This window comes from Nostoc sp. (assembly GCF_036917235.1).
Taxonomy (GTDB): domain Bacteria; phylum Cyanobacteriota; class Cyanobacteriia; order Cyanobacteriales; family Nostocaceae; genus Nostoc.
The window spans coordinates 35,866-48,405 of record NZ_JBALDU010000004.1 but is presented as its reverse complement, the minus strand read 5'-3'; the positions used below and the strand labels follow the sequence as shown (position 1 = coordinate 48,405).

Sequence of the window (12,540 nt, the reverse complement as noted above, 5' to 3'; positions counted from 1 at the left end):
CCTAGGTTGGGCTGCGCCTACTTCTTTTTCAAGATTCCATTGAAATTAGCGATTGCCATAATGGTATCGCGCCTGAATAAACTCAACTCGGTCATCACTTACTACGTAAACAATCCGGTCAGTTTGAGTGATTCGGCGCGACCATATATTTGCATCATAGTATCTCAATCTTTCAGGGTTGCCTCTTCCTTCAAAGGGATTCCGCCTAATCTCTTCAACTAAAGATAAGACGGAATAAATATGCTGTCTCCATGATGCCATTAAGTTCCGAAGTAGGTATGACAGATACACTTTCTGCACCTTCACGATTAACAACTACAGGTTCACGAGTGTTAATTGCCTCTTCGTAAATTTTTTAAAAATTATTGCAAGCTTCGTGTAGTTTGTTTTATTAGACATTTTTGTTCCTTAATTTATCTATTACTCTTTGCTGGCAGGTAACTAAAGAGTTGCTTCAGCTTGAATTTCTTGAATGATAGTTAAAATTTCCTCTTTTGATTCGATGTGCCTTGCTAGAACTTCAGCGGTTGATTCCAGTACTCGCTCAGAAAAGAATTTAGCTAAATCTTGCCGCAAACTCTGCCCAATGTAAAACTTGAGTAATGCTTCAAGTGTCATATCTCGATTAGCTGCAACTTTTTTGAGCTTGAGAAATAGAGCCTTTAACTTGTCTCTTAAAGCATGATCGCCTGGAAATTCGCTTTTAATACCAAAATCCTTATATACATTTGAGATTTGCTTGCGTACAGTTCCTTCCGCACGTCCTCTAGACTGAGCAATCTCATCATTAGTGTATCCAGCCAGCAACAATTTCAACACCTCTACCTTACAAGGTGCTTTCTTGAGCATTTCTAGAGCTTCATTAAACTGTGGACTATTCATACTTTTCAGAATACCGCATTTTCTTTAATCTGCGTACTTTGCGTATTGCGCGTATTCAGATTTGCTTTATGGGTGTCCATTGCTTTGCGTATCTGCGTAATGAGCATGATATACACAGAAGCGTTTGAGTGAACGTATGAAAAATGATTCTAGATTTGTTCAATTAGAAATACCAGGAATGGAGCAATTTCTTATCCAAAATAAAACTGTCTTAGAAACAACCAAGATGACTCTACAAACTATTACAGATATTTCGACTAAGAATCCAGATACAGCACTTCCGGCAGCTATGAGGTACGTCCTAAAAGCTGAAAGCGATGATAGGAGAGGGGCGAGAATAAAACTATATTGCATAATAGCCGGAAGCGCTGTAATCAAATCACATTCGATCAATTAGAAATACCAGGGATGGAAGAATTTATCGCCAAATTGAAAACACAGTCAGAATCTAACAACTCAATTGACTACAACCGTATGAGTGAAGATTTTGCAGCTTGAGGAAAGAGCGATCGCCTTACTCAATAAGCCCACGCAAGTGGGCTTTGTTCGTGTATTCTATTTTCAGGGCTTCAACTCTCTGGCAATTTAGCAAACGCCTGCTCAACTAACTCTTTTGACTTAGCATCTAAACGCAGCCAATCCACTTCACCGAATTCATCGATTAAACTAGTATCAATATCAGCAACTTCCTTCTGTGGTGTGTATTCAAAAAAACACACTTCATAACACAGTTCCCACAAATCGATACTCGCTTCTTGCTGTTGACGCTGCAAACGTAGATGATATCCTGGATGGGGCATCGGCAGACGAGCCAGAGTTCCTCTGATTTCATCTGCTTCTTGGGGTGTTGCAGTTTCCATTGCTTGCAACAGTTCAGTCACTAATGCTTTGATTTCATCAGTGGTGCTAGGCGGCCAAATCAGGACATCATGGTAAGTTCCTGTCCAGGAAGATTCATCAAGCTGCTTGCGGATATTATCGATAACGCGAATGAAAGCAGGTTGCATGAGGATTTCAGCCTGCTGCCATGCAACTGGATTTGTTATTTTAGGTGGCATTGGTAATAAACAGGGGCACTAAAAGAAAAATAAATAGTCTGCGTTTATTAAAAAGCTGCGTTTTTAATCTAAATCTTTTCTCAAGATAGCGGATTTCATTGAAGAAAATTTGGAGATATTTATTACCAGCTGGAAAATTAGGTAATAACTCTGGGGAGGGAATATGATAGGCAAGCTACTAGACCATCGTTACCAAGTAATTCGAGTCCTCGCGATGGGAGGATTTGGTCAAACCTACATTGCCCAAGATACAAGGCGGCCCGGCAATCCCATCTGCGTTGTCAAGCACCTTAAGCCCGGAACTGACCCCAGAGTTTTTGATACTGCTAAACGTCTGTTCAGCAGCGAAGCCGAAACTTTAGAAAAATTGGGCAACCATGACCAAATACCCAGGTTGCTAGCGTATTTTGACGAAAACCAAGAATTTTATTTAGTACAAGAATATATTGAAGGACATACCTTAGCTGAGGAACTTATACCTGGTAAGCGCTGGAGTGAAAGCCAAGTAGTTCAACTGTTGCAGGAAGTTCTGGAGATTCTGGAATTTGTCCATCGCCAAGGCGTGATTCACCGCGATATCAAACCGGATAATATCATCCGTCGCGCCTCAGATAATAAGTTAGTTTTAGTTGATTTTGGGGCAGTGAAACAACTGCGTACACAACTGGTAACAGTGGGCGGACAAGCCTCTGCCACAGTGGTTATTGGCACTCCTGGCTATATGCCCACAGAACAAGGGCAAGGTAAACCTCGTCCCAACAGCGATATCTATTCCCTTGGCATTATTGCCATTCAAGCATTAACAGGATTACAGCCAACAGAATTGCAAGAAGACCCAGAAACGGGGGAAATTATCTGGCGGCATTCAGTAACCGTGAACCATCGACTGGCGGCAGTGTTGTCCAAGATGGTGCGTTATCACTTCAAAGACCGCTACCAAAACGCTACGGAAGCACTACAAGCATGTAAAGACGCGATTAATCCAGTACCTGCACTTTCCGCACCTCAAGAAGTCGCCAACAATTCCAGTTACCAAGCAGCCAAATCCCAGCCTCAAGTATCTCGGCTGCAAACTATTGCAGTTGCACCAGCAAATCCTGTCCCTGCCAAACCTGTGCGTAAAGACTCTAGTAAATCCGACCCCTGGCCGATATTAATTGGCATATTACTGGCGGGTGGTGCAGCTGCCTTGGTAGCAAATGTATATCCAAATGTGAAAAATTTAGCTTTAAATGTTACAGGTAAGGATACCGCCTTAGCAAATAAATGCTCGGCTGTTGTTGTCGGAAATTCTAATATCCGTTCTGAACCTAGTTCGATAAATTCTAATAATATTTTGCAAACTGTTGCAAATAACACTAATTTCGAAGTGACTGGCAAACAGACAAAAGCCGGTTGGATAGAAGTTAAGCTTAAATCAGGTCGTTTGGCTTGGGCACACCCGGCTGTGATAGACAATAAAGATGAATGGGCTTCTTGCCTACGTGACAAAGGTATTGCAACTAGGATTGTAGATGATAGTAGCTTGATTGCAACTCGAACAATTCCCAAGGCAAAACCAAAATCTAAGGATGTAGTAAGTCCACTACCAGAAAAGGCGAAGGGGTCAACTGACGATGCTGGGAAATCAGAGCGATCGCAACCTAATGATAACAGTGCCAATATTGTAGAACAAGCGAAAAAGAAGTATGATTCAGGGGATATAATTGGAGCGATCGCACTTTTAAGATCGGTTCCAGCAAATGCTGCTTCTGGTATCCAAGAAACAGGCAAAATGATTGCCCAATGGCAGGAAGATTGGGCAAAGGCGGAGGCGTTATCTAATGAGATTAATAAAGCAATAGATGATGGAAAATGGGATCAAGTTTTAGATTATAGAAACCATCCAGAAAAATTGCCTAATACTAAATACTGGCGAAATAGAATAGAACCATTATTTAAACAAGCAGCCGAAAATCTGGCAAAACAGGCACTAACTCAGCTAGAAAATCAAGGTAATCAGAAAAATACCCAACAGAAACTTCCCGATACTAAGCAACCTGAAACCACAGAGAGTCCCAATACTACACAAACTCCTAAAACTGACCTTTAACAGTTATCAGTAAACACAGTTCTCCTCGTTTCCAGCTTCTTCTGACTGGGAATGACTAAAGGAGGGCTGCCACCGCCCGGATTCGCAGTATTGTCCCAATAAATCTCGTTCCCAAATTATACCTGGAAACGAGATTTTAAATAGGTATTTATCTGTGGTTTTATTTTCCCTATCCGTGCATTTCGTCGTATTCTTGGGCTTCAACTCGTCTTGCTTCCATCCGCGAAGCAGGTAGAAACTCAGCACGACGGACTGGAACCAAGGGCGGCGTATTGCCTTGGTAAGGGTGAATGACTTGTACAGTACGGGCTGGACGCTGCCGTGGTGAGAACAAAGCCAATACCCCAGCTACAACAACACCACCACCAATAGTGAGAGTTGCGCCTCCCACAGCCCAAAGAACGGGTGAAGACCACCAAGCATTTTGCGGCTGGAATGTTGCTGCTGTTTTTGGTTGGTTATTCTGCTGGGCTAATTGCCACTGCTGCTGAGTATTGAAATTTTGGACTTGACCCTGGAGTTGTTGATTTTGCAACTTTAGCTGTTCATTGTCGTTTTTTAAACGCTCCATCTGCATCTGCGTGTTCAACTTCTCCATCTCTAGGCGCTGGTCAGTACTGGTACCAGTCGGTGGCTGAACCTGATTGGGATACATTGGTTGACCATAAGGCCCGTAAGGATACATTTGTGGCTGCATTCCTGGGGGCGCTACTACACCTGGCATTTGCGGAGCAACAGCAAAGTTAGGTTGTAGAGGGGTATTCGTTCCTTTGAGCAAGACGAGAGCCGCCAGCCCAGCTACGGCAACCCCACCAATAAACGCCATACTCTCACTCATCGCCTTTGCTCCTCGATTGCGACGTAACTATAATCATTTGTGACTGACTCACTCTCACACTCATAAATTATGCCTACTTAATTTCACATAATACTCAAACTATAAGCGACTCTATCAGCTAGTTTTTTTACACGATCATATCTGATGTTAATATTCAAGACCATAATGGTCAAATTGTCTACCAAGGAAGGATAGAAAAACTACACTGTTATAGTTTTTTAATCTACTTTCTCCATCTAATCAAGAAAAGTATTTGTGCTGGTGTTGGTCATCTTGATGGCTGCCTTGAGACTTTGGCAAAATTGGGCGATCGCCGAAAGTCCCTGCTCTGGTGTGCCTTCTGCTAACCGTTTGACAACAGCGCTACCCACGATCGCACCATCTGCACCCCATTCCATTACCTGACGGGCTTGTTCAGCTTCAGATATGCCAAAGCCGACTGCGATGGGTTTATCAGTAACACTACGAATTTGTTTGAGTAAATCCGACACCCGGTTTTCCAGTTGCGATCGCACCCCTGTAACCCCAGTGACGCTGACTAAATAAATAAATCCAAGGGATGAACGAGCGATCGCTTCGATCCGTTCAGCAGAACTGGTGGGAGCAACCAACAAGATTACGTCAATTCCCATCTCACTAGCTGCTTGGAGCAATCCTGCTGCTTCCTCTAAGGGCAAATCAGGTATTACCAATCCTGCGACCCCAGCCGCGGCAATTTGCTGAAGAAATTTTTCAATTCCCCGGTGCAAAATTGAGTTGTAATAGATTAACAGAATAATCGGCGATCGCAATTTGGGAGTAATACCTTGCAGCATTTCTAGCACCTGCTCCAACTTCGTACCCTTTTGCAAGGCGCGAGTAGCAGCAGCTTGAATAACTGGCCCATCAGCCAGAGGATCGGAGTAGGGTATACCCACTTCTATAATGTCGGCTCCACTACGATCTAGAACCTGCAAGGCTTTTGCTGTGGTTTCTAAATCTGGATCGCCAGCAGTGATAAACGGAATCAGAGCGCACTCACGATTGTGCCCAAGGGTTTTAAAGCAATCAGAAATCGCACTCATTTAGTCAAGTGTCAATAGTCAGTGGTCATTGGTCAGTGGTCATTACCTTTAGGCAAGTTACAAAGGACAAATGAGACAACTGACCAATGATAACTCTACACCTGAGATTGCTCTTCTTGCTCTATTTCGGCTTGAATTCGTGCTAGTTCTTCGGGAGTAAGCTCGTCTAGCCGCTTTTGCAGAAAGTCTTGCTCATACTGTTCCCGCTGTTGGTGGTAGGTCATTTTTTGTCCCACCGCACGGAAAAAATAGGTGGACAGCCAGCCAAGTAAGGCACTGACTAGCAAGACTTGGCTCCATATACCAGCTTTCTGATTATCCAAACCAACTAGCTGCAATCCTAAGTATGCCAAGCCGCCGGCAATAAAAACACCCAAGCCAATTCCAATCGCGTCAATCCGTCGCATGAGAGTTATGACCTACCAATGTCGTTAAACTTGAACTTGTCGCCGTTGGGGTCGGAAATTTACAAACGGCGATAGAACCAACAGACCCGGAAAGAAGAAAAACACCAAAAAGTACATAAAGACACGCTCAATGGAGCTACATACATACCAACGCTGCTTCAGGTACAGCAAAACAGCAATGGGGATTACTAGAAGGTAAGCTCCAGCCAAAACCAGATATAGCAGGGCGACAATCATAACTTTCAAGTCTTAAGCATCTGTTTTCCATCATAGGCTGAAGAGACAGACAAGAGAGAAGTATAGTCATAATGCTTTTAACATAACTGCGCCAAAATTCCTCTAAACCGCTAATAGGGAGGCGAAATCGCAGCTTTGGCTGGCTGGAGTACTTTTACAATGGGCGATTCAACGGATTTTATGACAAAAGCTAATATCATGCTATTATGTGAATCCACTAGCAAACAAATGCTCTAGTCAGACAAGATCGAAAACTCATCCAGATTATTACGAGAAAACTAAGAAGACTTCCAAATCTATGAAGCGATCGCAAAATCTGGAAAAAATATTTTCAATCTAGTTGGACAAAAGACACAATTAATGGTGGAATAGATAAGGAGGTATTTGCTACCTCTAAAAAATAACTAGTTATACTAGTTGCTAAACACCTGCGGGGGTGTGGCGGAATGGTAGACGCTACGGACTTAAATAATTGAGCCTTGAAGGAGAAATCCCTCAAGTGGAAGCTCTCAAACTCAGGGAAACCTAAATCTGGTGACAGACATGGCAATCCTGAGCCAAGCCCAGAAATTTTAGATTTGTGATTTTAGATTTACGATTAGTCTTTAATCCAAGATTCAAAATCTAAAATCCAAAATTGAGGGAAGGTGCAGAGACCCGACGGGAGCTACCCTAACGTTAAGTCGAGGGTAAAGGGAGAGTCCAATTCTCAAAATCCGAGTTGGCTATTGTCATCAGGTAGCAGTGAAAACTGCGGGAGAATGAAAATCCGTTGACCGTAAAAGGTCGTGTGGGTTCAAGTCCCTCCACCCCCACTAAAAATTTAATACCGAAAGGCTTCGATAGAAGTTATGGGCGGGTTAAATCTAAATTATAGATTAACTCGCCCATATAGTTGTTTATTTATGGTCTTTTCTGGTTATAAGTAAGTAATTTCACTGAACTATTTGATGAAGTATTAAACAATTTGTCTTTAATACTTTATTTATAGTCTTAGTTCATCAAATTTGTGTAAAAAGATTACTGAATCTCTGACGAATGGATTGATGCTACTGTTCACCAAGGTTAAGCTGGTAATAATATGAACAGGAAGCCTTTTTGTCCTGATAACTGAAATGACCCCTAATCGTTTATCAATTACTCAGGAAAATCCCCATTGTGCTACGTCTAACTCTAGTCAACTAGATGTGCAAACTGCCCAAGAGGAGGTTTATAGCTTCTTTGTGGAAATTGTCAAGAAATTGCCACCAGAGGATGTTTTACGTGAATTCAAAGGTTTATTTATAGACGGTCTTGATTCCGAATATTCTGATTATATACCTGGAATATATAGTGTTTTTCTATATGAGCATGAACAGGAACTATATAATACACTGAAGCGGTGCTGTTACATCATAGTTAATAATTGGAAAAGTAATCGAAAAGACAAATATATCCAAGATTTAGTTAATTTATTTGTTAAGGAAAATCTGAAAATTAAGGACGATAATCCTCCAGTAGTAAAAACTTGTAAAATTTGGTTAGAGAATTTTGTCAAGAGTAAAGATTACAAGGAACTGAAATTATTTGCTACTAAATATGAAGAATCATCTAAAGGTCATTGGGCTAATCGCTACACTTCCTATTTATTGATCGATCAATCTGTTAATAATAAGAACCCTAAAGAACAACAAGAGGCTGCTAGGAGGCTTTCTAAACAGATAAAAGAGAAATTTAAGTTTGAACTTGCAATGTATATTGCTCGTTCTCAATCTGCCGTCTCAAGCACAACACGCTATAAAAATCCTAGTATTTTAGGAGACCAAGCTCTGCGCTTAATAAAAGCAATTGTCTTAAAAAGAGGCGTATTTAGTCATGATAATATTGCCCATATATTTATTAAGCAAACTGAAAATCAAACTCTGAAAGAATTTAAAATAAACATAGAAAAATATCTATTTTTTTCTGTAGAAAACCAAACATCAGTCGAGACTTGGCGGCAGCAGTTTGCACATAGTTTATCCTTATGGAAGACGGATTATAATCAAGAAATTATCACTAAAGAATTTTTCTTGAGAACCTGTAATCGGGTGATTGATTACTTTACAACAGAAAATGCTAAAGAGCCTTCAGACTTATTTCTATTATTAATTAACCAAGGTCATGCTCTAACCTTGGTAATTATCTTATTAAAGATTATTTTGATTTCGAGAAATTCCCGGAGACACTTAGAAACTCGGATTGCTCATTTGATTCGTTTTTACGAAAACTATTCCGAAGAGGAATGCAAAGGGGTAATAAATTTTATCGAGATTTTTAATATCACGTTTGCCATTTATGCAGAAAATGTAGAATATAACTTGATTAAGATGGAAGAAGAGGAACAAAGCAGTAATCAGCAATTAAATCTGGATGGTTATCGTGTGTTTTCACAGATGAAGGTAGATAGACAAAAATGAGTTTTATTTGATTCATGATTTCGCAAGACGTTCGTCTAACCAAGCCAGAGCAGCACCCGCAGTTTCAGCTAAAATACTAATGAGGCGATATAGAGCGATCGCACTAAATACTAAGGCAGCTGGAAAGTGGTGTCGTAAAAGCTCATACGCAGTCGCTTCAAACACACCTAATCCCCCAGGGGCACCCGGTATAACGAATCCCAACAACCAAGCGCAACTAAAAGCCCCTAACAACAAAGGAATTTGATTCGCATTCAACGAACCCAAGGCGAACATAGTTAATATAAACCCAGTGGCGCGTAGTCCCATAAAGCCCACTTCTCCTAACAAAGGGCGTAAAGGGTAGCTTTTAAGACTGAAGGAAACAGTTGGTTGAGTAGTAGCAGCAGACTTTTTTGCTTTTAATTTGTATAAAAAGCGAATAACTGGGTTCAAAAACCAGGGATGAATCGTACCAAGGACTACAGCTAAACTCAGGAATTGTAGTATTTGTATAACAAGGGTGGTATTCGCTGCTGCAAACTGGCTACTGCATAGGACAATGATGATTAAAGCAGCCGCTAGCATGAGTAGGGGTTCTAGTAAAACGCTTAAGGTAGCTGCACCTGTAGGAATATTGGCATTTTTGGCGGCGACAATTCGTCCGTAGTGATGCCAGATATTACCTGGTAAATATTTCGCGATGTTTGTTTTTAGGTAAACCTGGATGAATTGGGGAGATGATACAGGTTGATTTAACTCTTGGAGAATCCAAGTCCAGATCCAGCCCGCCCAAGTATGAGCTAGTAAAGTTACCCCTGTAGCGATCGCCATAATTGCCCATCCTACCCCATCAATGCGGATAGCTGTCACCCCAATCCAATTATCCTTCAGAGCTTTTCCTAAAAAAAACAGCGTCCCTCCCAAAATTATCCAGCGTAAAAATTGCTTCATGAATTTAGTCATTTAATGGTAGAGCAACAAAGGCTAAATACTCAAATATTATGGAACATCAGCTATATATCCAAAGCTTTGGAAGTATCAAACAGGTTGATGTAGCTCTTTTGACAACAATCATATTATTTTAGTTTATATCTCTCTAGAGTTAGATAAAATTATTCCTTTTGTGCTAATTAAAATGTGACTTGCGCTAGAGGTAAAACTTATTTAATTATTAATATCATTAAATAAAGTTATTATTCTTTCTGAATGCTTGGGATACACAAGTAATTCCAAATGCTATCTTGGTTGAAGTTTAACTAGTCACAAAAATGCAAGGAGTGAAAACTATGAAAAAAGCAACGACTTGGCTGAAAAATATTCGTCCTTTGAAAGTTTTAACTGTTCTTTTAGCAGGGATATTCCTATTTTTGACTCAGGCTTGTGGTGCTCCAGGAGTAGCGTCACAGCCACCACAGCCCGGTTATCAAGCACCTAATGTCGAGCGATCTGATTCCACTAAAGATTATCCTCTGAATTCTCCTGCTGGTGGGATGAATAACTTCAGTGATGTAGATCCTAGAGCGATAGATGAAAAGGCAGCTAATGACAGAGCTGAGGCGTTAGTGAAAAATGCTCAAAAGAATATTGATCGGAAGGGAGTTGACAGTCGAGAGCAATATGGCCGGAATTTTCAGCAAGGGACACCTCTTGGTGAAAGAGTAAAAAACCTGGGTGAAGATATCGGCAGTTCCGCTGATGAATTGCGCGAAGGTCTTGTAAAGGGGACTCAGCGAGGAATTGAAAATATCAAGGGTAATACCCAGAATGCTACCGAAGACGTGACAAAAAATGTGAAGCGTGGGGCTGACGATGCTGGTAAAAACGTTAAGCGTACAGCTGAAGATGCAGGCGATGCAGTGAAGGGAGCAGTCAGAAACGTTGATTGAAATTAGTCTTTCAATCTTTTGCAAAAATATCAAAGCGTCCACAGACTTATAGTCTGGCGTTACCAAACAAAGCCTGTCTACGCAGGCTTTGTTTGCGTTTGAGATGGAGTTTAATTCAATACGGTTCACTTAAGGGAGCGATCGCTATTGCTCTAGTCTAAGAAAGTGCGATCGCTCTTGCATTACTAACCTTGAGTTTGCGCTAACCAAGCTTCTAAATCGGTTAAACCCGAAAAATCAAGTAAAGCCTCTGCTAAATCATCCAACTGTGTTGAGTCTAAAGCTTGAATTTTCAATAGCTGTGCAGGTGGAACAGTTCCGAGCTTACGGCGAAGTTGTCGTATAATAATCGATAAAGCTTTTTCCTGCTGGATATCCTGATAAATTACAGACTCGCGCATAGCATCACTCCGTAATAATCTTTTAATCAGTTCCTTATTTAATACTAGCGTTGAGGCTCTGACGCGAAGAGATTTTAGTAATGAGCGATCGCCCAAACTTAAAACAAAGCGATCGCTTTTGCTGTAATCTTAAGTCTACAAATACTTCTGCAACAATAACCCTAACTTTTCCTTCGTCGCTGCTGGTGCTTTATCCAATTGAGTCAAAATCGCATACTGCAACGCCGAATGCGCCTCACTGGTTGGCGGATTTTCACTCAAGCGCCGCACAGTTTCTTGAATCACCTTTTGAGCATTCACAGCATTCCGCAGCAAATTGCCAATCACCAATTCTACCGTCACACTATCATGGTCTGGATGCCAACAATCATAATCTGTCACCAGTGCTAAGGTTGCATAAGCAATTTCCGCTTCCCTTGCCAACTTCGCCTCTGGTAAATTCGTCATCCCAATGATTGTTGCACCCCAACTGCGGTAAAGATTTGATTCAGCCTTAGTGGAAAAAGCTGGCCCTTCCATGCACACATAAGTACCGCCGCGATGGAGATTAACTTCTGGTAAATTGAGAGATGCGATCGCATCTGCCAATACAGCAGCCAAGTTCTTACAAATCGGATCGCCAAAGGCAATGTGAGCAACAATTCCCTCACCGAAAAATGTTGAAATCCGATTTTTCGTTCTGTCAATAAACTGATCTGGCACTACCATATCCAGTGGTTTCGCCTCTTCCTTCAAGGAACCCACAGCACTAGCTGAAATTAAATACTTTACACCCAATTGCTTCATCGCATAGATATTAGCGCGAAACGGTAACTCAGAAGGTAACAGCGTGTGATTGCGGCCATGACGTGCCAAAAAAGCTACTCGTGTACCATCCAAAGTCCCCAGAATCAAAGCATCAGATGGTGAACCAAAAGGAGTCTCAATTCGCACCTCTTCAACATCTTTGAGGGCATCCATTTTGTAAAGACCGCTACCACCTATAATCCCAATACTAGCTTGAGCCATGATTCTGAACCTGTTCCTTGCCGATCTACTCAGTTATTTTATCGAAAAGGGGAGTAGCAGAAAACAAAGTGATATCTAGGATGAGATATGCGATCGCATTTCATGCCGCTAACACTATTGAATTATTACCCATTCATTATTTATTCAGGTATAAATATAGATAGCAGCGATCGCCCACTTATTCGAGTATTAATTAATAATTTTTAGCAATCAAATTTCTGATAATTTTTGGAGATTAAATGCTTAT

The 12,540-nt window shown here is 41.2% G+C and carries 14 protein-coding genes; 4 read left to right on the top strand and 10 right to left on the bottom strand.

Annotation, left to right across the window (positions count from 1 at the left end; genetic code table 11):
• Nucleotides 1-45 precede the first annotated feature (45 nt).
• On the bottom strand, nucleotides 46-261 hold the full coding sequence (locus V7K44_RS01295; RefSeq protein WP_334927887.1) for a Txe/YoeB family addiction module toxin: 216 nt from the start codon (nucleotides 259-261) through the stop codon (nucleotides 46-48).
• Between the two features lie 180 nt (nucleotides 262-441).
• Entirely contained in the window at nucleotides 442-882 is a 441-nt protein-coding gene (locus V7K44_RS01290) for a helix-turn-helix domain-containing protein (protein WP_334927885.1), read from the bottom strand.
• A 136-nt stretch (nucleotides 883-1,018) separates the two neighbouring features.
• Here V7K44_RS01290 and V7K44_RS01285 point away from each other — a divergent pair, with 136 nt between their 5' ends.
• Nucleotides 1,019-1,279 carry a hypothetical protein gene (locus tag V7K44_RS01285; RefSeq protein ID WP_334927883.1) on the top strand — a complete coding sequence of 87 codons (261 nt, stop codon included), beginning with the start codon at nucleotides 1,019-1,021 and terminating at the stop codon, nucleotides 1,277-1,279.
• 172 nt (nucleotides 1,280-1,451) lie between these two features.
• Here V7K44_RS01285 and V7K44_RS01280 read toward each other — a convergent pair whose 3' ends face one another.
• Nucleotides 1,452-1,940, bottom strand: coding sequence for a hypothetical protein (locus V7K44_RS01280; protein ID WP_334927881.1), 489 nt, complete (start codon nucleotides 1,938-1,940; stop codon nucleotides 1,452-1,454).
• 163 nt (nucleotides 1,941-2,103) lie between these two features.
• On the opposite strand from V7K44_RS01280, the gene V7K44_RS01275 reads away from it, so the two are divergent.
• Entirely contained in the window at nucleotides 2,104-4,032 is a 1,929-nt protein-coding gene (locus V7K44_RS01275) for a serine/threonine protein kinase (RefSeq protein ID WP_334927879.1), read from the top strand.
• 169 nt (nucleotides 4,033-4,201) lie between these two features.
• Here the strand turns inward: V7K44_RS01275 and V7K44_RS01270 are convergent, their stop codons facing one another.
• The 4 genes from V7K44_RS01270 to ndhL form a co-directional block, all read right to left on the bottom strand.
• On the bottom strand, nucleotides 4,202-4,870 hold the full coding sequence (locus tag V7K44_RS01270) for a heterocyst differentiation related protein (protein ID WP_334927877.1): 669 nt from the start codon (nucleotides 4,868-4,870) through the stop codon (nucleotides 4,202-4,204).
• A gap of 236 nt (nucleotides 4,871-5,106) precedes the next feature.
• Nucleotides 5,107-5,934, bottom strand: a complete 828-nt coding sequence (gene trpA, locus V7K44_RS01265) for a tryptophan synthase subunit alpha (RefSeq protein ID WP_334927875.1) — start codon at nucleotides 5,932-5,934, stop codon at nucleotides 5,107-5,109.
• 95 nt (nucleotides 5,935-6,029) lie between these two features.
• Nucleotides 6,030-6,341 carry a DUF3007 family protein gene (locus V7K44_RS01260; RefSeq protein WP_334927873.1) on the bottom strand — a complete coding sequence of 104 codons (312 nt, stop codon included), beginning with the start codon at nucleotides 6,339-6,341 and terminating at the stop codon, nucleotides 6,030-6,032.
• Nucleotides 6,342-6,365: 24 nt separating this feature from the next.
• Entirely contained in the window at nucleotides 6,366-6,578 is a 213-nt protein-coding gene (gene ndhL, locus V7K44_RS01255; RefSeq protein ID WP_334927871.1) for an NAD(P)H-quinone oxidoreductase subunit L, read from the bottom strand.
• Between the two features lie 1,115 nt (nucleotides 6,579-7,693).
• On the opposite strand from ndhL, the gene V7K44_RS01250 reads away from it, so the two are divergent.
• Complete coding sequence (locus tag V7K44_RS01250; RefSeq protein ID WP_334927869.1) at nucleotides 7,694-9,016, top strand: hypothetical protein; 1,323 nt, start codon at nucleotides 7,694-7,696, stop codon at nucleotides 9,014-9,016.
• A gap of 12 nt (nucleotides 9,017-9,028) precedes the next feature.
• Here the strand turns inward: V7K44_RS01250 and V7K44_RS01245 are convergent, their stop codons facing one another.
• A complete protein-coding gene (locus V7K44_RS01245) occupies nucleotides 9,029-9,949 on the bottom strand; it encodes a lysylphosphatidylglycerol synthase domain-containing protein (protein WP_334927867.1) in 921 nt (306 codons plus the stop codon).
• Between the two features lie 335 nt (nucleotides 9,950-10,284).
• Here V7K44_RS01245 and V7K44_RS01240 point away from each other — a divergent pair, with 335 nt between their 5' ends.
• On the top strand, nucleotides 10,285-10,884 hold the full coding sequence (locus V7K44_RS01240) for a hypothetical protein (RefSeq protein WP_334927865.1): 600 nt from the start codon (nucleotides 10,285-10,287) through the stop codon (nucleotides 10,882-10,884).
• Nucleotides 10,885-11,069: 185 nt separating this feature from the next.
• Here V7K44_RS01240 and V7K44_RS01235 read toward each other — a convergent pair whose 3' ends face one another.
• The gene (locus tag V7K44_RS01235; RefSeq protein ID WP_334927864.1) at nucleotides 11,070-11,285 is read right to left on the bottom strand and encodes a DUF4351 domain-containing protein; all 216 of its coding nucleotides are present in this window, start codon (nucleotides 11,283-11,285) and stop codon (nucleotides 11,070-11,072) included.
• A gap of 135 nt (nucleotides 11,286-11,420) precedes the next feature.
• On the bottom strand, nucleotides 11,421-12,293 hold the full coding sequence (locus V7K44_RS01230; RefSeq protein ID WP_334927862.1) for an S-methyl-5'-thioadenosine phosphorylase: 873 nt from the start codon (nucleotides 12,291-12,293) through the stop codon (nucleotides 11,421-11,423).
• Nucleotides 12,294-12,540: the final 247 nt, after the last annotated feature.